Annotated in this window: 16 protein-coding genes and 1 tRNA gene; 16 read left to right on the forward strand and 1 reads right to left on the reverse strand. The window is 33.0% G+C overall.

The annotated features are described in order from the left end of the window. The first annotated feature begins 23 nt into the window (after window positions 1-23). From D778_RS04795 to D778_RS04840, 9 genes are all read left to right on the forward strand, one after another. A complete protein-coding gene (locus D778_RS04795) occupies window positions 24-737 on the forward strand; it encodes a hypothetical protein (RefSeq protein ID WP_007648218.1) in 714 nt (237 codons plus the stop codon). Window positions 738-1025: 288 nt separating this feature from the next. Further along, window positions 1026-5906: a DEAD/DEAH box helicase gene (locus tag D778_RS04800; protein WP_007648219.1), complete on the forward strand. Its 4881-nt coding sequence runs from the start codon at window positions 1026-1028 to the stop codon at window positions 5904-5906. Continuing rightward, window positions 5906-6346 (forward strand): hypothetical protein, encoded by a 441-nt coding sequence (locus tag D778_RS04805; protein ID WP_007648220.1) that lies wholly within the window; start codon window positions 5906-5908, stop codon window positions 6344-6346. Before D778_RS04800 ends, D778_RS04805 begins: the two co-directional genes overlap by 1 nt. A 2-nt stretch (window positions 6347-6348) precedes the next feature. Then, window positions 6349-7749, forward strand: coding sequence for an exodeoxyribonuclease VII large subunit (gene xseA, locus D778_RS04810; RefSeq protein WP_007648221.1), 1401 nt, complete (start codon window positions 6349-6351; stop codon window positions 7747-7749). Next, the gene (gene xseB / locus D778_RS04815; RefSeq protein WP_007648222.1) at window positions 7722-7931 is read left to right on the forward strand and encodes an exodeoxyribonuclease VII small subunit; all 210 of its coding nucleotides are present in this window, start codon (window positions 7722-7724) and stop codon (window positions 7929-7931) included. Before xseA ends, xseB begins: the two co-directional genes overlap by 28 nt. Window positions 7932-8071: 140 nt before the next feature. Then, window positions 8072-9067 (forward strand): SDH family Clp fold serine proteinase, encoded by a 996-nt coding sequence (locus D778_RS04820; protein WP_007648223.1) that lies wholly within the window; start codon window positions 8072-8074, stop codon window positions 9065-9067. 1338 nt (window positions 9068-10405) lie between these two features. Further along, window positions 10406-10837, forward strand: a complete 432-nt coding sequence (locus D778_RS04830) for a hypothetical protein (protein ID WP_040491518.1) — start codon at window positions 10406-10408, stop codon at window positions 10835-10837. A gap of 22 nt (window positions 10838-10859) precedes the next feature. Further along, window positions 10860-11591, forward strand: coding sequence for a hypothetical protein (locus tag D778_RS04835; RefSeq protein ID WP_007648227.1), 732 nt, complete (start codon window positions 10860-10862; stop codon window positions 11589-11591). A 413-nt stretch (window positions 11592-12004) separates the two neighbouring features. Further along, window positions 12005-12646 carry a DUF6266 family protein gene (locus tag D778_RS04840; protein ID WP_007648229.1) on the forward strand — a complete coding sequence of 214 codons (642 nt, stop codon included), beginning with the start codon at window positions 12005-12007 and terminating at the stop codon, window positions 12644-12646. 121 nt (window positions 12647-12767) lie between these two features. On the opposite strand, the gene D778_RS04845 is transcribed toward D778_RS04840, so the two are convergent. Then, window positions 12768-12843 (reverse strand) — tRNA-Phe (locus D778_RS04845). Between the two features lie 143 nt (window positions 12844-12986). Between D778_RS04845 and D778_RS04850 the strand changes: the two genes are divergently transcribed. The 7 genes from D778_RS04850 (at window position 12987) to D778_RS04880 (ending at window position 20815) form a co-directional block, all read left to right on the forward strand. Continuing rightward, complete coding sequence (locus D778_RS04850) at window positions 12987-13718, forward strand: type III pantothenate kinase (RefSeq protein WP_007648231.1); 732 nt, start codon at window positions 12987-12989, stop codon at window positions 13716-13718. Further along, a complete protein-coding gene (locus D778_RS04855; RefSeq protein ID WP_007648233.1) occupies window positions 13715-15034 on the forward strand; it encodes a hypothetical protein in 1320 nt (439 codons plus the stop codon). Before D778_RS04850 ends, D778_RS04855 begins: the two co-directional genes overlap by 4 nt. Window positions 15035-15051: 17 nt before the next feature. Further along, complete coding sequence (locus tag D778_RS04860) at window positions 15052-16428, forward strand: hypothetical protein (protein WP_007648235.1); 1377 nt, start codon at window positions 15052-15054, stop codon at window positions 16426-16428. 84 nt (window positions 16429-16512) lie between these two features. Further along, window positions 16513-17064, forward strand: coding sequence for an LPS export ABC transporter periplasmic protein LptC (gene lptC, locus D778_RS04865; protein WP_007648237.1), 552 nt, complete (start codon window positions 16513-16515; stop codon window positions 17062-17064). A gap of 38 nt (window positions 17065-17102) precedes the next feature. Continuing rightward, window positions 17103-17294, forward strand: a complete 192-nt coding sequence (locus D778_RS04870) for a hypothetical protein (RefSeq protein ID WP_007648239.1) — start codon at window positions 17103-17105, stop codon at window positions 17292-17294. A gap of 3 nt (window positions 17295-17297) precedes the next feature. Next, complete coding sequence (locus D778_RS04875; protein ID WP_007648241.1) at window positions 17298-18587, forward strand: hemolysin family protein; 1290 nt, start codon at window positions 17298-17300, stop codon at window positions 18585-18587. Window positions 18588-18688: 101 nt separating this feature from the next. After that, window positions 18689-20815, forward strand: a complete 2127-nt coding sequence (locus D778_RS04880; RefSeq protein ID WP_007648243.1) for a peptidylprolyl isomerase — start codon at window positions 18689-18691, stop codon at window positions 20813-20815. Window positions 20816-20837: the final 22 nt, after the last annotated feature.

Raw genomic sequence — 20837 nt, forward strand, 5'->3', positions numbered from 1 at the left:
AGCATATTAGTGTACCAATAGAAATGTTTATTGATGCACAAAGCAATAACTATTCAAAAGAATTAAAATTCTTTTTATTGCTAAAATTAATTTATCCATGTGGTAAAGCACAATTAAATAATGAAGCATTACAATTTATTGAGTTAGTAGAAAATATAAGCAGTCGTAAAACCACTAATAAGTACATCAACTTTTTAATGGAAATAGGCTGGATTGATTACAATCAAAAAACACAGTTTCATATATTCAAATCATTTGATAGAATTAGAAAAGAAAACAATTGGGAAGTAAGATTAGCATTTCAAATAGACTTTAATAATTACTATAAAATAAAGGCAGTTACAGGAGCGGTAATTTATGGTTATCTTCATAAAGATTTTTGGAGAAAAGTTAAGAAACAAAAAAGCGTACAATTAAAGGGAAGTACCTATTATTTTTTGTCTCCTAAATTTAACTATAAAGAGGAATATGCTCCTGTTTCTGTTAATGGTGTGACGCAACTTTTTAATATCTCTACTGCTACTGCATCAAGACTTAAAAATGAAGCTTTTAATGAAGGTTTAATTAAGTTGAAAAAGAACTATTCTAAAACATTATTTAATAAAAAATTCATGCAATATTATCTTGATTACAATGATATGAAACAAAATATAGTTTTTAATGATGGTAGTTACCGTTTACAGCTTATTGATACTTTATACCCTCTTTTTTATTTCTCAAAACGGAAATCTCTGTAAACATAAAGAAAGGGATTAATAACAATTTTTAACCTTGGTGAAAGAATATATAAATAATTAAGTATATTTAAACTCTCCCTAAAAGAATTAATAGCAATAATAAGAGCAGTACATACAATGTAAAATTCAATTATATTACTTTTAAGTTCATTGTGAATTAATGTAGAAAAACCCTATAAGTGAAAGCAGAGTTAAACTATTCTATGTTTCTTTCATAGACCAACCATATATCTTTAAAAGATTTATATTTTTACCTAAATCAAAATATATTAATCCATATCTATTTAAATGGCCACACCCAACCAATTCAACGAAATATTACAAGACTATAGAAACTTATCATTTTCTGAAAGAGATAAGGGAGATAGATTTGAAAGATTAATGCAGGCATACTTACAAACAGACCCAACATATTCAAACACTTTAAAATATGTTTGGATGTGGAATGAGTTTCCTGGCAAAAAGGATTTTGGTGGAAAAGATACAGGTATTGATTTAGTGGCTCTAACTTTTGAAGGTGACTATTGGGCAATACAATGTAAATGTTTTGCTGAAAACGGAAGAATAAACAAAGCGGAAGTAGATTCATTTTTATCTACTTCAAGTCGAGATTTTAAAAACGACCAATTACAAACCATTAGTTTCTCAAAACGTATTTGGGTTTCAACTACTAATAATTGGAGTAGTAATGCAGAGGAAACAATAAAAAATCAAAACCCACCTGTAACAAGAATAAACCTAACAGATTTACAACAAGCACCAGTTGAATGGGAAAGACTTCAAAAAGGTATTACAGGGGATTTAGCCAGAACAGATAAAAAAACACTTTTCAAACATCAAGAGGAAGCGTTAAACAAAACACACGAACATTTTAAAGAAAATGATCGTGGTAAATTAATAATGGCTTGTGGTACAGGTAAAACGTTTACTTCTTTGCGAATAGCCGAAAACGAAACCAACAATAGTGGTTTAGTATTGTTTTTAGTGCCATCAATAGCCTTATTAGGTCAAACATTGCGTGAATGGACATCTGATGCTAATGAACCAATTAAACCTATTTGTATTTGTTCAGATTCAAGAATAACAAGACAAAGAGGAAATAATGATGATGATTCAGATTTTAGCGTTGTTGATTTAGCCTATCCTGCATCAACAGACCCTAATAGTGTTATCAAACAGTTTAAAGCAATAGATAGAACTACTAAAAAAGGTATGACTGTAGTTTTCTCTACGTATCAATCCATAGATGTTATTGCCAATGCACAAAGACACTTATTAAACGAGAATAACAACAATGCAATTTTCGATTTAATTATTTGTGATGAAGCACACCGTACAACAGGTGTAACTTTAGCTGGTAATGATGAATCTGCATTTGTAAAAGTTCACGATAACGAGTTTTTACAAGCCAATAAAAGGCTTTATATGACTGCTACACCTCGTTTATTTAGCGATGATTCCAAATCAAAAGCTGATATGAATGATGCTGTAATTTGTTCTATGGATGATGAAACTAAATACGGAATAGAAATGTATCGTATTGGTTTTGGTGAAGCTGTAGAAAGAGGCTTATTAACCGATTATAAAGTTTTGGTACTAACATTAAGTGAAAATGATATACCAAGTGCAGTTCAAAAAATGGTTGCTAATTCTGAAAATGAAATCAATTCTGATGATGCTTCTAAATTAATTGGTTGTTTAAATGCACTTTCAAAACAAGTATTAGGCGATAACGGATTGATAAAGGAAGTTGACCCAGAACCAATGAAACGTGCTGTTGCTTTCTGTCAAAACATCAAAATTTCTAAAAAAATAACCAATACATTTAATGATACTTCAGATGTTTATTTAGATTCTGTAGAACCAAGCCAAAGAGAAAAATTAGTAAATGTATCATCAAACCATATTGATGGTAGTATGAATGCGCCACAACGTGATGAATTATTAGGCTGGCTTAAATCTCAATCTGCCGATTCAAACGAATGTAGAATATTAACCAATGTACGTTGTTTAAGTGAAGGAGTAGATGTACCATCATTAGATGCAGTATTATTCCTTTCTGCTCGTAATTCACAAGTAGATGTAGTTCAGTCCGTAGGTCGTGTAATGCGTAAATCACCAGGGAAAAATTATGGGTATATCATTATTCCTGTGGTGGTTCCTTCCGATGTTGAACCTTCAAAAGCATTAGATGATAATGATAGATTCCGAGTTGTTTGGTCAGTATTAAACGCCTTACGTGCTCACGATGATAGATTTAATGCTACCATTAATAAAATAGACCTAAATAAAAAGAAACCTGATAATATTTTAGTTGGTGGCGTTACTCACGGAATAGATGGTGTAGATGATGCAGAATCTACCAAAGCTACCAAAGAAATCAACAACCAATTACAAATGCAGTTTGAACAACTGCAATCTGTAGTGTACGCTAAAATGGTTCAAAAGGTTGGTGATAGAGTGTATTGGGAAAAATGGGCAAGAGATGTAGCAAAAATTGCTGAAAACCAAATAGACCGAATAAACAATCTTATTAATAGAGAGCCTAAATATCAAAAGGCATTTAATAAATTTTTAAAAGGACTTCAAAAGAATATCAACCCTTCAATTTCAGAAAGTCAGGCAGTAGAAATGTTATCACAACATATCATTACAAAACCTGTTTTCGAAGCATTATTTAAAGGCTATTCTTTTGTGAAAAACAATGCTATTTCAACATCTATGCAAACAATGTTAGATGTTTTGGAAGACCAAGCATTAGATAAAGATGCAGAAACATTAGATAAATTCTACCAATCGGTTAAAAAACGTGCAGAGGGTATTGATAATGCAGAGGGTAAACAGCGTATAATAATCGAGTTATACGATAAGTTCTTTAAAACTGCTTTCCCTAAAATGGTGGAACAATTAGGTATTGTTTATACACCTGTTGAAGTGGTAGATTTTATTATCCATTCTGTTAACGATGTCTTACAAAAAGAATTCAACCGTTCTATTTCAGATGAAAACGTACATATTTTAGACCCATTTACAGGTACAGGAACATTCATAACTCGTTTATTACAAAGTGGCTTAATTAGACAAGAAGATTTATACCGTAAATACACCAAAGAGTTGCATGCCAACGAAATCGTTTTACTGGCTTATTACATAGCTGCTGTAAATATTGAAAATGCTTTTCACGACCAAATAGAGCAAGAAGAATCAGAATACACACCTTTTGATGGTATAGTATTAACAGATACCTTCCAATTAGGCGAAAGTGATAGTGATGTATTGTTTTCTGATATGTTTCCTGAAAACTCAAAACGTTTAGAAGAACAACGTAGAGGTCCTATAAGAGTAATTATGGGCAATCCACCTTATTCAGTTGGTCAAAAATCGGCTAATGATAATGCTGAAAATCAAAAATATGAGAAATTAGATAAAAGAATTGCGGTTACATATGCAAAATATACAAGTGCAACCAACAAAAACTCTCTTTATGATTCTTATATAAAAGCTTTTCGTTGGAGCACAGATAGATTAGACCCCAAAAACGGGGGTGTTATAGGATTTATAACAAATTCAGGTTGGTTAGATGGTAATTCTCATGATGGCTTTAGAAAAAGTTTAGAAAACGAATTCTCTAATATTTATGTAATCAATTTAAGAGGAGCAATTAGAGGAAAATCAGGAGAGTCTGCAAGAAAAGAAGGTAATAATATATTTGACATATTAACAGGTGTCGCTGTTGTTTTATTAGTAAAGAAACCAAACCATAATGAAAAGGCAAATATTTACTATTTTCAACTTGATGATTATTTAAGTAAATTAGAAAAGCTTTCCTTTTTAAATAAATCAAATTCTTTTATTAATTTAAAAAATGAATGGAAAAAAATCAGGCCTAATTCAGATAATGACTGGATTAACCAAAGAAATAGTCTTTTTAAAGATTTTATAGGGCTTGGAGATAAGAAAACTAAAAACAAAATAAATACTTTTTGGTTGAAAAATTATTCAAATGGTATTAAAACAAATAGAGATGTTTGGTGCTTTAATTCAAGTCAGCATAAGTTAGCATCTAATATTTCAGGAACTATCGATGTTTATAATTCTGTAACTTCTGAATATTCGGAGAAAGCTTTAAAACATACAATTCAAGAGGTTAAAAATTTTATTCCATTAGACGAAAAAAGAATCAGCTGGTCTGGTAATTTGCAAAATGGTGTTTTAAGAAATAAAAAAATAAGATATAAGAATTATTCATTAACAAAATCATTGTATAGACCTTTTTTTAAACAGTTTTTTTATTATGACAAAATGCTCAATGAAAGAAGGTATTTAATGCCAAAAATATTTCCAAACAAGGAGCTTAATAACATATTAATTTGCGTTTCTGGCATTGGAGTTGCAAAAGACTTTAGTGTTTTAATAACTAATATTATTCCTGATTTAGAATTAGTTGGAAAGTCTCAAACCTTCCCTCTATATTATTACGAAGAAAAAGAACAAGTACAAGGCAGTTTATTTGATGCAGCAAGTGAATCTAAATATATTCGTAGAGATGGTGTAAGTGATTTTATTTGGGAACGTGCCAAAAAACAATATGGTAAGTCAGTAACTAAAGAAGATATTTTCTATTATGTGTACGGTATTCTACATAGTCCAGATTACAGAGAAACTTTTGCAAACGACCTTAAAAAAATGTTACCTCGCATTCCTTTAGTAGATAAACCAAAAGACTTTAAAGCCTTTAGTGATGCAGGTAGAAAATTAGCAGAATTACACATCAATTATGAATCTGTAGAAGAATATAAAGGTGTTGCGGTACAATTACCAGAAGACCAACTTCAAATGGATGCTTATGAGTTTTATAATGTCACAAAATTACGTTTCCCTAAAAAAGACCAAAAAGAAACCATCATTTATAATTCTCGTATAAAAATCACAAGCATACCAGAAAAAGCATATGAATACGTTGTAAATGGTAAATCTGCTATCGAGTGGATAATGGATAGATACCAAGTATCAATAGATAAAAAATCAGGTATTAAAAACGACCCTAACGATTGGAGTAAAGAAGTAGAAAACCCACGCTACATTTTAGACCTCATATTGAGTATTATTAACGTAAGTGTCCAAACCGTAGATATAGTAAACGATTTACCAAAATTAGAATTTGAATAATGTATAAACCTGTTAAAATTGAAGTATGTCTGGTAAACCTCTTGCTTGAAGAATATAAGCAAAATTGTATTTATGAAGATTTAAAGGAAAAAGGGATTGATATTGAAAATTTATTAATTGATAACTTTGAAATTGTTTTAGACATTATAGGTTTTCCAAGAGAGAAAACTTTCAAATATGATATCTCTAAATTAGATGCAATTGAAATTGATATACAGACGGGTGAGCCTATGAAGGAAGTATATTTTGAAAGAAATCATTTATATTATGCATTTGAAGATGTTCTTGGCTCAATAAAGAAAGTTCAACACATTGAGGTTTTAGATTCTGGTCTAAAATTAAAAGAATATGTTGATTTACAATTAGCTCATCAAAAGTTTACTGATTTTGTAGAATGGCTGTTTATTGCTTTTGAAGATTTTAAAAATTCTATTAAATAAAAATGTCAACCCTACCAACATATTTTTCATTATCTAAAATCCTAAATAGGGTTAAAACGATAATTGATGAAAATGTAGCAGGTAAAGAATTTTGGTTAAAAGTTGAAATCGCAAATATTAATTTCCATAGATCAGGTCATATTTACCTTGAATTAGCCGAAAATCAAAATGGAAATACCATAGCAAAGTGTAGGGCTATGATATGGAGTTATAATGTTCCTCAAATACGTCAAGTATTAGGAAAAGATTACAACAACATATTAAAAAAAGGTAATGAAATTTTATGCTATACTAATATTAAGTTTGATACAACCTATGGTTTAAGTCTATTAATAACCAATGTTAATTTAGAATTTGCAGTTGGTCAAATAGAAAAGAAACGTCAAGAAACAATCGATAGATTGAAAAAGGAAGGTTTAATAGATTTAAACAAAAGAATCCAAGTTCCTTTAGTAATAACAAGTATAGCGGTAATAGCTTCTAAAAACACTTCTGGTTATCAAGACTTCATTAAAAATATTCAAGATAACCAATATGGCTATAAATATAACGTAGAGATTTTTTCATCAGCTGTTCAAGGAAGTGGTGCAGAAATCGAAATCTTAAATAGACTTAAAACAATCAATCAAAAAAAATACGATTGTGTTGTAATTATAAGAGGTGGTGGTTCTAAAATGGATTTAGATATTTTTAATTCTTATGAAATATCTAAACAAGTCAGTCAAATGCAAAGTGCTGTTTTTTCTGGTATAGGTCACGAAACAGATATTACAGTATTAGATTTTGCTTCCAACAAAGCATTTAAAACACCCACAGAAGTATCAAATTATATAGTAAATAAAACCTATGATTTTGAAAAAAGAATTATAAATAATTATGAATTGATTTTTGAGCGTTATAATAAGTTAATCGATAGGAAATTTAGTGATTTAAAACTGTTTACAGAGGGGATTGCTAATGCATCAAATAGTTTTACACGTTTACGCAGAGGAGCATTACACACGCTTATGAATCGTATTGTGTCAAGCACCAATTTATTGATTAATCAAGAAAATAATAAGTTATCACTTATCAATCAGGAAAATTTACAACAGAGTAAAAGATTAGTAAATAATCAAAAGGAATCAATATTTAAACATTCTGAAATGCTCGGTATTCTAATTGAGAAAGTTATCAATAATGAAAGAGCTTATCTAACTAATGCATTGGTGTTAATATCATCAAGTAGCCCTAAAACAATCTTAAATAGAGGTTTTACAATACCAAGAGTTGATGGAAGCCTATACACAGGTCAAGAATTATCTAAAGACACAATAATCAAATTAGAATTTAAAGATTCGGTTATAGTAACTAAATACGTTAAAAAGGAAAAACAATGGAAAATAAACCCCTTTCAGAGTTAACTTATGAAGAAGCTTCAAAAGAACTCGAATCAATTCTTGAAAAATTAAGAAATGATGAAGTAAGTATTGATAAATTAGAAAAGGTTGTTACCAGAGCAGCAGCACTATCAAAACTTTGTCAAGACAAACTACGCAACACCGAACAAAAAGTACAAGACATAATCGACAAACTTGGCTTATAAATTGAATATCAAGGAATTAAGGATTTAAGGAAAATATCTATTTTCATCTTCAGTTCAATATTCCTATATTATAATATAAATACTGATAAATGTGTATATTGTTACTGCTTTAACACACATGTTACTTTAAAAATAAAACTATGCTTAAAGACAGAATTGAAAATTACAAAAAGTTAGAGAAGTTAAGAAATTCCAAATTACTTGTTTATTGCACAAGCGATAGGCCAAAAGCTGAAACAAATATTGGGAGTGACATTCTTGGGCCTTTTGCTGACCATTTGGACAAAATAGGCGATGTTGAAAAAATCACTCTTTTTATTTATTCAAACGGCGGTAGTACTTTAGCCGGTTGGAGTTTGGCAAATTTAATTAGAAGTTTCTGTAAAGATTTTGAGGTAATCGTACCTTTCAGATGTCAAAGTGCAGCTACTCTAATAAGTCTTGGAGCGAATAGAATTGTTATGACAAAACAAGGTACATTAGGGCCAATTGATCCAAGCACTAATGGATTAATGAATCCTCAAATAAATATTAATGGACAGAATATTAGAGTTCCTGTTAGTGTTGAACATATAAATGGATACCTTGAAATGGCTAAACAAGATTTTAATATCACAAGACCAGAAGATTTGAGTAACGTATATTTGAAGTTAACTGATAAAATTCATCCACTTTCTTTAGGTGACGTATATAAATCAAAAGCACAAATACAAATGTTAGCAGAAAAACTACTTAATTACCATGATATTAAACCTGAAAACATAGCCAAAGTAGTTAATTTTTTATGTTCTGAATCAGGTAGTCATGACTATACTATTTATAGAAAGGAGGCAAAAGAAGAATTAGGTTTGAATGTTGAAAAACCTAATGATGAATTATATTCAGTCATAAAAGCAATTTATAAAGATATAGAAGGAGAAATGGAGTTAAAAGTTCCGTTTAACCCTAATGTATTATTAGCAACTTCTAATCCTTATAATTATTCTATGCGACGAGCATTAATTGAAAGTACAGAAGGTGGATGCGATGTGTTTTTAAGTCAAGGGACATTAACCAAACAAAATCTACAGAATGGGCAAATTGCTGTAAGTGATAATAGAACCTTTGAAGCTTGGAAACATGAAAATTTAGTTTAAATTTGTAAACCAATGGATTCACAAAACAAATATTACGAAACAGGTTCAAATCCATATTACTTGAATTTGAATAATACTGCGATAGAAATCACAAACCTTCAAGATTCTACTAATCCTGAATACGGTTTTATGAATCATTTGAATAGTCATATTTTAATTCAAAATCCTACACTGATTGTTGACACATCAGAAAATGGTTAGTACAGCCTCTTACTCCTTACAGTAGTCCCAACTATTACAATATGTAGTGCAGGTAATAAGGTGTTCGTCAGTCGTTCCATTTTGTTCCATAAAACATATCTGCAAGCCAATTATCTAATTTACGTTATTACGCACAAAGGAAAGCTTTTTCTATATCAATAATAGTTTCAAATTCAAGGGCTTGCATATACCATAAATAGTACCACTGCGGCGACACGTCCTCGTTGGCACTATTTATTTGTTTTATTACACACATTCTCTCCTTCCTCACCCGTAGCTACTTTTGTACCCAAACCCAATAAGGTTTCGCTACGCGAGTTTTTTTATTGGGTACAACCGCTACTTAATGTTATGCGAGCCTGCGGGTCGCTTCGGGCAAAACCCACATGATTTTATCTTTTAAAGTTTATTAATAACATAATTGAAAAAACCTAAATTCAATTACATCTGATTTAAGGAAGCATGTGGGTCTGCGGGTGTCACATTTTTTGAACCAATTCAATGGCAAATAAGATAACCGCAATACTGCTAAAGAATATTTAATAACTGCATTAACAAAACTTACAATTAACATCAACCTGAATTTCCATTCACATTGCGGTTTATCCCATTTGCTGTCAATAAGCAAGAGCAACTCATTCAGTCGGCAATTCCATCCACGCTAAATAGTTTTTACATTACGGTTTTGCTATTGGATAAATCCATAAAAACCCTCAAACCCTTAAATCCTCAATACTCTTTTAATTACGTAAACGCAAAACCTTAAAAGAAAACTATTCTCAAAACCTTCCATTGCCTCTTTCAATCCCTGCACTTGCCTAAACTTGATTATGTCGTAATATCCATAAAGTATCGTCTGACTACATAAAAAATCAAAAAATCCGCCACCCTTGCGGTAAACCGTAGCTGTGGTACGCACTTTTGCGAAAATGCAACGTGCTATTACCACACCACCCTTGCTCAACTCGCAGCCGGCTCGCGCCTTTTAGATTACCTGCTAAAACCCGTAGTCATACATAAAATTTCACAAATAAAAAAAACATTATTTAAAAAAAACGAAAAAATAAAAACCGTTTTTTTTCTAAAAAAAGTTTGTCATATATTTACAATAAACCACTTTAAATCAATTCGTTATTTATGAAAGTCATTAAGCCTTCAAAGGTGTTTTTAGGGCATATTTATATAGAATATATCGGTAATAATATGATCTTTTTAAACTCTGATGATGACAGAATTTTTGAAAATGTTCATCTCTTTGAATATATATCTTTAAAGGATGGAATAAGGGCTAATTGTAGTTTTAAAATTGTTTTGTTAGGCCTTAAATATATAGTAGGATTTAAAGATATGACAATCTATAAATTTGATACAGTAACTAACAAATACTTTGAAGATGACTGGTCTTTTTTAGTGGAATACGAAACATTTACAAACAGAAATATATTTATGGTTACTGGAAAATTAACTATATACAATAAAATTAGTGAATCAGATGGCAGAAATGAAACTTTTAGCTTTAAACTAATATTTGATAACAAAGAAGAAATTAATAATTTATTTAAACATTAATCAATAAAAAACACACCTATAGATGCAAAAATTTTATGAAACGTTCCACGAATTGGTAAAAAAAAGGGTTGAAAAATATAATGCTTTTAATGTCTTTGGGGAAGATAGCATTAGGTATGACTTTGCTTTTACAGCTGTTAACACCTATAATCTAACATCAATAGATGTTATTTTGGAACAACCCATGCCTAAAACACAATTTATAAACCAAATACAAATCAATAATCAAGGACAAGGTAGAAAAAACAAAAAACCAGAATTTGATTTGCGTATAGATCCAAAAAACAAATTAAAGCAAGGCATTATAGCCGAATTCGCATACTTTAGACGCACTGCCATCTCTAAAAATCAAGCGCGCCCTAAAAACCATGGTAAAATATTAAATGATATGTTTAGGTTGGCATTATTAAAACATTATACTAATGAAGAAAATGATACTCTTTATTCAGACTTTTCCAAGTATAAATGTTTATTAGTTTGCGTAACGGATGATGAAATGATTGATTATGGTATTGGTGGTCGGAATAATACTGTTCCAATTCAAGTAGATTACCCTTCTATTGATTCTGCTTTTTTAAATACATTGACTATTACTTCTAATAAACAGATACAGCCTATGTTTAAGGATAAGCTAACCGATCTAAATCTAATTGTTAATGCAAAACGAGTTTTCTGTAAGGAAGAAGCATCTACAATAAATTTACCCAAATGGGTCACATGGATTTGGGAAGTAGATTATAGTATTATAAAATAAAAAAGTTTGCAAATTTAGTAGCCTTTCTTCATCCACCGCCATTATACTATAAAGTTCAAGCCCTCCGGGTTTTGAAAATAATATTGCACCTACGTTTAGGTGCTTATTTTAAAAACCTTTCCCTGGGCAATATTTTTTCCAAAAAACTTGACAGTATAGCCACGGCTCCAAGTTTTCGGCTTTCTTTTTTCTTTTTTTTTTGTCTAAAAAATTATTTGAAGGGGGAGTTGGAGTAAATATTGATACTCTAATTGAATAATAATAGAATTGAATGTAAAAGGAAGCATTACAAGAATTTAAAAGTCTTATCTGAAGATTATTAACGTATTTTATAGTATAAAGAAATAGGGGTTAATTCCCTATTAAGTCCGTACCAAGTCCGAATGAGTATTAATTAAAAATTGTTATATGTTATGGGAAAAATAGCCCAAGGAATTTTAGGAGGACTATCTGGAAAGGTAGGAAATGTTATTGGTGGTAATTGGAAAGGAATTGATTATTTAAGAATTAAGCCTTCCAGTGTTGCTAACCCAAGAACAGAAGGACAAGTAAATCAAAGAAATAAATTTACTGTTACGTTAGAGTATTTACAGCCTAATCTTGCATTTGTGCAAAAAGGATATAAAAACTATGCGGTTAAAATGACACAGTTTAATGCAGCTATGTCTTATGTTTTAAACAATGCTATTACCGGAATTGCACCCAACTTTACAGTTGATTACACTTTAGCCTTGTTGAGTAGAGGAAATCTATCAGGTGTATTGAATCCGGGTACAGATTTAGCAACACCAGGAGAAGTAACGTTTACATGGGATGATAACTCTTTAGAAGGAAATGCTAATCCAACAGATAAAGCGATGTTATTGGTTTATAATCCAAGTAAGAACGAGTCTATTTCGCAATTAGAAGGCGCTGATAGAACAGTTGGAACAGAAACACTAATTATACCATCAACTTATGCAGGGGACACTGTAGAGTTGTTTATGGCATTCATTGAAGCTGATGGCTCCAGAGTATCAAATAGCGTTTATTTAGGTAGTGGTACGGCATCTTAAAAGTGATCCTAGATTAATAGCGATTAAACCGTTACATTAATTTGTAGCGGTTTTTATTTGCACCTTATTTTGCACCCTAAAAACAAAAAACCCCGTAAACATTGATGTTACGGGGATTTTATGGTGGTGCCTCCAGGAATCGAACCAGGGACACAAGGATTTTCAGTCCTTTGCTCTACCAACTGAGCTAAGGCACCAGTCGCTTATTTGCGGACTTGGACAATTAAAATCAAATGTTTTCAATCATTCAAGCGGGTGCAAATATATATTCATTTTTATTATTCGCCAAAAGAAAATAAATAAAAAATGGTTTTGTAAATTTACAAACTTAATTTAAGATATGAATTTAGTTGTAGACGTTGGGAACACTTTTGTTAAATTAGCTGTCTTTCAGGATCATGACATGGTTTTTAAAACTGTGGTTGAGCTACAGGCTTTCCAACATGCGTTTGAAACTATTTTAGAAACTTATCCCAAAATAGATGCTTGTATCCTTTCCTCTGTTGGGAACTTGCATGATTTGGCGCTAAAGCAGCTAAAAAAGCGCTTGCCAGTGGTTGTATTGAATTCTGAAACCAAAATGCCTTTTAAAAATCTTTATGGGACCCCCAAAACATTGGGAGTGGATAGGTTGGCTTTGGTGAGTGCTGCTTCTGCTCAATTTTCAGGAAAAGATGTGTTGGTTATAGATGCAGGAACATGCATTACCTACGATTTTATAACCAAAGAAAACAGCTACTTGGGAGGAGCCATTTCACCAGGCTTGCGGATGCGATATCAAGCATTAAATAATTTAACGGCCCATTTACCGTTATTGGATACAAAGCGTCCCGATCATTTTATAGGACAGTCCACAGAACAAGCCATTCATTCCGGGGTTGTTTTTGGTGTTTTAAATGAAATGGAAGGTGTTATAGAGGCTTATAAAGAAAAATATTCAGATTTAACAGTTATTTTAACAGGTGGTGATGCTAATTTTTTGTCTAAACAATTAAAAAGTAGCATATTTGCCAACTCAAATTTCCTTTTAGAAGGATTGAACCATATTTTACAATTTAATTCAACCGAATGATAAAAAAACTGGTATTCGTTTTTATTGCATTATTTGCAATTAAAAGTTACGCACAAGAGGGCACAGCCTCGCCATATTCATTTTATGGCATGGGTAGCTTAAAATTTAAAGGGACCGTAGAGAGTAGAAGTATGGGAGGGTTGAGTGTATATTCTGATAGTATTCATATAAATCTAAGGAATCCAGCATCGTATGCTTCAAAAAACTTAGCCATATACAATAACGAAAGCAGGCCTGTAAAATTTGCCATAGGAGGAAGCCATACCAATGCCAAATTAAAAAGCGATACAGCCTCAGATGAAGTCAATTCCTCCACCTTGGATTACCTGGCCATGTCCTTTCCTATTGGGAGGTTTGGTTTGGGAATGGGTTTGATACCTTATACATCTGTGGGATATAAATTGGAAACCTTGAACAATAACAACGACCTTTCCACCAAGTTTAGAGGAGAAGGAGGCGTGAATAAAGTATATGCTTCCCTTGGATATCTGGTGATGGATGGGTTGAGTGTAGGTGTTGATTTGGGTTATAATTTTGGTAATGTTAAAAATAACACCATTGAGTATGTTTACACAAACGAAGGCACTTTGGCACAATACCAAACCCGTGAAGACAACCGATCGGATATTGGTGGTTTGAGTGCCAATTTTGGGGTTATTTTTTCCAAAATGATCCAGGATAAATTTGAATTGACAACCAGTCTTACGTTTAGACCGGAAATGAATTTGAATTCCGAGAACTCACGTACCTATAATACCATTACCATTAATGCGATAAACGATCAAGAATACGTGATCAATTCCATAGAAGCAGATTTGGCCTCTCAAGGGTTAAAAAGCACAGATTTGGTATTGCCTACCAAATTATCCCTTGGAGCAGGAATTGGGCAGCCAAGAATCTGGTTTGTTGGGGCAGAATACACGTACTTAAATACCAAAGCGTTTAAAAACGAATTGTATGCTTCAAGTGATTCTGCAGGAAACGTTACCTATTCCAATGCCTCCACAGTATCCATAGGAGGTTTTGTGATACCAGATTACAATTCGTTTTCAAGTTACTTTAAAAGAGTGGTTTACAGGGCTGGAGTTCGTTTTGAAGGCACTGGTTTAAACATCAACGATCAGGCCATAAACGAGTTTGGCATATCTTTTGGAGTAGGGTTACCAATGGGAAACACGTTCTCCAATGCCAACATAGGTGTTGAGTTTGGAAAAAGAGGAACAACCAGCGAGAATTTAATACAAGAAAATTTCATTAATTTTCAACTAAGTTTTTCATTTAACGATAGATGGTTCCAAAAAAGAAGATTTAATTAAGTATAAAATAAATTATTATGAAAACCAAAATTACATTATTGTTGTCGTTCCTATTCCTAGGAGTGAACTATGTATCTGCCCAAGATGAAGATTCAAGCACATTATCCATTATGAGTGAGTATGCCAAAGCAAAAAATTATGATGCAGCATATAAGCCTTTTATGGAACTGAGAAAGAGGAATCCTAATTACAGCAGAGCAATATATGTATACGGAGAAGACATACTTGAGGATAAAATTGAAAAATCCTCTGGAGCAGAGCAAGCTGCCTATATCAACGATTTGGTAAAGCTTTGGGAAGAAAGGGAAACGCATTTTGCCAGCAAAACCCCTAAAGGCGAATTTGGTGCCAAAGCTTGTCAGTTAATGTACGATTACAGGGAGGTTTTAAATAAAACGGACGAAGAATTATATGCGTGTTTTGATGCTGCTTATAAAGCAGATGCTGAAACCTTTACAAACCCTAAATCCCTTTATACCTATTTCTCTTTGATGGTAGATTTATTTGATGCCGGAAAAAAATCGGCTGGGGAATTATTCACCAAATACGATGAGGTTGTTGAGAAGGTAGACAGCGAAGTTGCCAATTACTCTGAAAACTTAAATGCCCTTATTGAAAAAGAAGATGCAGGAACTGCTTTAACCAGTAAAGAAGAGAGATATAAAAAATCTTATGAGAGTTATTTAAATGCTTACGATCAAATTTCAAGTAGTATCAACAGTAAGTTAGGTTCTAGAGCGAATTGTGAAAACTTGGTGCCACTTTACACTAAAGACTTTGAGGCCAACAAAGATAATGCTGTATGGTTACAAAGAGCAGCCGGAAACATGTCGGCTAAAGAATGTACAGACGATCCTTTGTTCTTTAAATTGGTGAATGCGTATCACAATTTAAGCCCTTCAGCCAACTCGGCTTATTACTTAGGAATCTTAAAAGATAAGGAAGGTAAAACATCGGAAGCCATTAAGTTCTACGAACAAGCTTTAAGCCTGGAGTCTGATAGTTTCAAAAAAGCCAAGCTATATGAAAAAATTGGTGATAAATTAAAAGCTAGGGGAGATTTTGGTTCTGCTAGGGCTTACTTTAGAAATGCTTTAAAGTTCAACCCATCAAACGGAAGACCACATTTAAAAATTGCCGATATGTATAATAGAAGCGCCAATAACTGTGGAGACACCAACTTTAACAAGCGTGCTGTATTCTGGTTGGCTGCCGATGAAGCTGAAAAAGCAGGACGTGTGGACCCAACCTTAAAAAGTGCAGCAGCTCAAACAGCAGCCAATTACAGAGCTAAAGCACCTCAGAAATCTGAGATTTTCAGTGAGGGGAATGCTGGACAAAAAATCAACATTGGATGCTGGATTGGAGCCAGTGTTACTGTGCCAAGCTTATAATGGACAAGACAGGTTTACATAACATAAATTACATAGTCATAGCGCATGCTGTGACTATGTTTTTTTATATGATACATTTATAGCATGGACCTCAATCATTCGTTTAAAGTGTTTTTTGTTTGCCCTGTGGTTTTAAGCCTGTTCCTTTCGTGTAAAAACAATTTTGAAGAGGTTAAAAAAATTGGGATATCAGAAAACGAACCTATAGGCATTGCAGAGCATATCAATTTAAAATATACAGATTCTGGTCGGGTAACCGCCAATTTAAAGAGTCCTAAAATGTTGGATTATTCCAATAGGGAGTTTGCCTTTAACGAGTTTCCAGATGGCATAGATTTGGACTTGTTTGATGAGCAAAACCAAAAAAGCAACGTTATAGCAGACTATGCCATAGTTTACGACAAAACCGGAATTATAGATTTGCAAGGCCATGTGGTACTTTCTTCCACCAATAAAGACACCTTGTTTGCAGAACAGTTGTATTACGACCAAAATAGGGAATGGCTTTTTACAAACAAGCCAGTCACCTTTAGAACCGGAAGGGATGTTATAAACGGCAAAGGCTTCGATTCCGATACCAAGTTTACCAAAGCCCAAGTTTTGGAAATTGATGGAATCATCACACTTGACGAATAATTCTGTATCTTTACCCCATCATTTTTAATATATACTAAATGAAACTATTTAAGTTTTTCCAATACGCCTATTTGTTTTTTGCTGTTATCTTTATTTACGATGCTGTTTCAAAATACATGGAAACAGGACAGGTAGAATACACTTCCTTATTATTGGCAGCAGCAGCTATTTTTATGTTTTTCTTTAGAAAACGATTCAACAAAAAATTTGAGAACAAAGACCGTAATTAAAACATGAACCCAGATGTTATAATTATTGTTGTCTCTTTAATTCTTTCTGCTTTTTTCTCCGGGATGGAGATTGCTTATGTGTCTTCAAACAAGATTCATATAGAAATAGAAAAAAAGCAACAGGGGATTTTAGCAAAGATTTTAACAAAAATAACCGCAAGGCCTTCCAAGTTTATTGCAACCATGCTTATTGGCAACAATATTGCTTTGGTTATTTATGGGTTTTTTATGGGAGATTTGTTGGTAGATTGGTTTCAGTCCTTTTTGCCCTCCAGCTCCAAGCTTATCAATTTTCTATTGGTGGATTTTAGTTTGTTAAGCCAAACCGTCATCTCTACCTTGATTATTTTAATCACTGCCGAATTTTTACCAAAGGTATTTTTTCAAATCTATGCCAATTCCCTACTCAAGTTATTGGCTTTTCCGGCCTACTTTTTTTATCTGCTCTTTAATTACATTTCCAATTTTGTGATTTGGATTTCGGATGTGGTATTGAAAAAATTTTTTAAAACCGAAGGCGACCAAGTCCAACTGGCCTTTTCCAAAGTGGAACTGGGCAATTACATTAGTGAGCAGATGGAATCTGTGGAAGAAAGTGATGATATAGATACCGAAATACAGATTTTCCAGAATGCCTTGGAATTTTCTGAAGTAAAAGCAAGGGAAGTGATGATTCCCAGAACCGAAATTACGGCTGTGGATGTTACCGAGTCATCCAAAAACCTAAACACATTATTTACGGAAACGGGATTTTCAAAAATTCTGATTTACAAGGATACCATAGACGATATCTTGGGTTATGTGCACTCCTTTGAACTTTTCAAAAAGCCCAAAAACCTCAAATCCATTCTGGTTCCCGTAGAGTTTGTACCAGAAACCATGTTAATAAAAGATATTTTAAGTGTGCTTATAAAAAAGCGAAAAAGTATCGCAGTGGTTCTGGACGAGTATGGAGGCACTTCTGGTATCATAACCGTTGAAGATATAGTGGAAGAACTTTTTGGCGAAATAGAAGACGAACACGATACCATAGATTTAATTGAAGAGAAATTGGGAGAAGACATCTATAAGTTTTCAGCCAGACTGGAAGTGGATTATATAAACGAAACCTTTAAGATCAACCTTCCGGAGAGTGAAAACTACGAGACATTGGGAGGTTTGATTGTAGACCATAAAGAGGAAATCCCTCAGCAAAATGAAGTGGTTTTAATAGACAGGTTCCAGTTTACCATCCTTGAAGTTTCCAATACAAAAATAGATTTGGTAGAGCTTAAAATACTGGAAGCCGACTAATTTGCTAAGCTTAAAAGAATTAATATAACATTCTATTTTATTATTAAATAGAAAATGGTATTTTCGCGCACGATAATTTATAATCAATATAGACATATAAAATGGCAGTTTTAAATAAAATTAGACAACGTGGACTCTTTTTAATCATTGTAATTGCGTTAGCGTTATTCTCTTTTGTAATTGGAGATTTGTTTAGAAACACAGATGCACTGGTAGGAAAATCTCAAAACATTGTTGCAACCATTAACGGCAAAGACATTTCCCGTGAAGACTTTATGCAAAAAGTGGAGGTTGCCCAAAGACAGCTTGGTCCTAACGGCACCAATACACAAGCTATGAACAGGGTTTGGGAGCAAGAAGTTAGACAGGCAGTACTTGAAACACAATTTGAAGAATTGGGTATGACTGTTGAAAAAGACCAAATGAGGGATTTGTTAAGAACCAATTTGGCCAATAGTCCGGAGTTTCAAAATGAAGCAGGACTTTTTGATGAAAATAAATTAAACGAGTACATTGCCAATCTCAAAGAAACCTCTGCCGTTGCTTATGCGCAATGGGTTGATTACGAAAACAGCATTGGAGTGAATGCCTTACAGCAAGACTATTTTAATATGGTGAAAGCTGGTATGACAGGCACTTTGGCCGAAGGGAAATTGGAACATATGTTGGAGAGCGAAACGATTGACATTAAATATGTTCAGATACCTTACACGTCCATTCCAGACAGCACTGTTTCTGTGTCTAAATCTGAGATATCTTCTTATATCAACAAGCACAAAAAACAATATGAAGTAGAGGCTACCAGAGACATTCGTTATGTGGAATTTAAGGAAGCTGCTACAGTTGAAGACGAAAACAACATCAAACAGGATTTAGCAAACTTATTGAAAGATCAGGTGGTTTACAATGAAGTTACCAAGAATAACGATACAATAAAAGGATTTGCTACAGTAACCAACCATAAGGTGTTTGTAAATTCAAACTCCGACATTAAATTTGAAGACCGTTTTAAATTCAAATCAGATTTGCCTGCATCAGTTGCAGATACCATCTTCAACATGAATGTTGGAGATGTGTATGGACCATACAAAGACGGGAATTATTTTAAATTAACCAAAGTAATTGCTGCCATACAAATGCCAGATTCGGTAAAAGCAAGACATATTTTAATTCCTTATGTTGGTGCTGCAAGTGCACAGCCAGATGTAACACAATCCAAGGAACAAGCTAAGAAAACAGCAGATAGCTTGCTGTCTGTTTTAAAGAAAGACAATTCTAAATTCGGGGAATTTGTAAGTACCTATTCGTCAGACCAAGGCAGTGTTGCCAATGGAGGAAGTTACGATTACTTTACATACAATACCATGGTACCAGAGTTTAGGGATTATGTTTTCCAAAACAATGTAGGTGATATGGATGTGGTAGAAACCGTATATGGATACCATATTATTGAAGTGGAAGGACAGAAAAACAAGCAACGTGCCATTAAGGTAGCAACCGTTGCCAGGGAAATAGAGCCTTCCGAAACCACTATAAACCAAGTGTTCAGGGATGCTTCAAATTTTGAAATAGCCATAGAGAAAGGTGATTTTGAAGCTGTAGCCAAAGAAAAAGATTTGGCTGTACGTCCTGTAAATGGTATTAAGGTTTTAGATGAAAACATCCCTGGTTTAGGAAACCAAAGAGCCATGGTACGTTGGGCTTTTGAAGAAGGAACAGAGGTTGGCGATTACAAGCGTTTTAACTTAAATGGTGGTTATGCCATTGTGCAAGTAACGGCTACCAATGCTGCTGGATTGATGAATACAGAGCAAGCGTCGGTAACTGCTTTGCCAGCTATAAGAAAAGAGAAAAAAGCAGCATTGATTAAAGATAGGATTTCTGCAACCACTGTGGAAGATGTGGCTGCTGCCGAAAACCAAACAGTTAAAACAGCTTTAGCCATCAACATGAAAAACCCAACCATTTCTGGAGCTGGAAAAGAGGGTCTTGTTGTGGGAACAGCCTTTGGATTAAAAGAAGGTGAAACCTCTAAATTAATTGAAGGTGAAAAAGGCGTTTACATGGTACAGGTAACCAAAAAGACACCTGCTCCAGAACTAGACAACTATCAAGGGTTTGCAAACCAAGTAGGTACGTCTAAAATGAATAACGTAAACACCAAATTATACAATGCCTTAAAAGAGGCTTCAGATATTGAGGACAATAGAGCCAATACGGTTCAATAATAATTAGGAATTATACATATAG

It is taken from the genome of Xanthomarina gelatinilytica, assembly GCF_000348685.1.
GTDB lineage: Bacteria > Bacteroidota > Bacteroidia > Flavobacteriales > Flavobacteriaceae > Xanthomarina > Xanthomarina gelatinilytica.

What these genes read in the sequence shown, in the direction of transcription:
- D778_RS04795 (WP_007648218.1), top strand. Translation starts at nt 24, where the DNA reads ATGTTTATTGATGCACAAAGCAATAACTATTCAAAAGAATTAAAATTC.
- D778_RS04800 (WP_007648219.1), top strand. Translation starts at nt 1,026, where the DNA reads ATGGCCACACCCAACCAATTCAACGAAATATTACAAGACTATAGAAAC.
- D778_RS04805 (WP_007648220.1), top strand. Translation starts at nt 5,906, where the DNA reads ATGTATAAACCTGTTAAAATTGAAGTATGTCTGGTAAACCTCTTGCTT.
- xseA (WP_007648221.1), top strand. Translation starts at nt 6,349, where the DNA reads ATGTCAACCCTACCAACATATTTTTCATTATCTAAAATCCTAAATAGG.
- xseB (WP_007648222.1), top strand. Translation starts at nt 7,722, where the DNA reads ATGGAAAATAAACCCCTTTCAGAGTTAACTTATGAAGAAGCTTCAAAA.
- D778_RS04820 (WP_007648223.1), top strand. Translation starts at nt 8,072, where the DNA reads ATGCTTAAAGACAGAATTGAAAATTACAAAAAGTTAGAGAAGTTAAGA.
- D778_RS04830 (WP_040491518.1), top strand. Translation starts at nt 10,406, where the DNA reads ATGAAAGTCATTAAGCCTTCAAAGGTGTTTTTAGGGCATATTTATATA.
- D778_RS04835 (WP_007648227.1), top strand. Translation starts at nt 10,860, where the DNA reads ATGCAAAAATTTTATGAAACGTTCCACGAATTGGTAAAAAAAAGGGTT.
- D778_RS04840 (WP_007648229.1), top strand. Translation starts at nt 12,005, where the DNA reads ATGGGAAAAATAGCCCAAGGAATTTTAGGAGGACTATCTGGAAAGGTA.
- D778_RS04850 (WP_007648231.1), top strand. Translation starts at nt 12,987, where the DNA reads ATGAATTTAGTTGTAGACGTTGGGAACACTTTTGTTAAATTAGCTGTC.
- D778_RS04855 (WP_007648233.1), top strand. Translation starts at nt 13,715, where the DNA reads ATGATAAAAAAACTGGTATTCGTTTTTATTGCATTATTTGCAATTAAA.
- D778_RS04860 (WP_007648235.1), top strand. Translation starts at nt 15,052, where the DNA reads ATGAAAACCAAAATTACATTATTGTTGTCGTTCCTATTCCTAGGAGTG.
- lptC (WP_007648237.1), top strand. Translation starts at nt 16,513, where the DNA reads ATGGACCTCAATCATTCGTTTAAAGTGTTTTTTGTTTGCCCTGTGGTT.
- D778_RS04870 (WP_007648239.1), top strand. Translation starts at nt 17,103, where the DNA reads ATGAAACTATTTAAGTTTTTCCAATACGCCTATTTGTTTTTTGCTGTT.
- D778_RS04875 (WP_007648241.1), top strand. Translation starts at nt 17,298, where the DNA reads ATGAACCCAGATGTTATAATTATTGTTGTCTCTTTAATTCTTTCTGCT.
- D778_RS04880 (WP_007648243.1), top strand. Translation starts at nt 18,689, where the DNA reads ATGGCAGTTTTAAATAAAATTAGACAACGTGGACTCTTTTTAATCATT.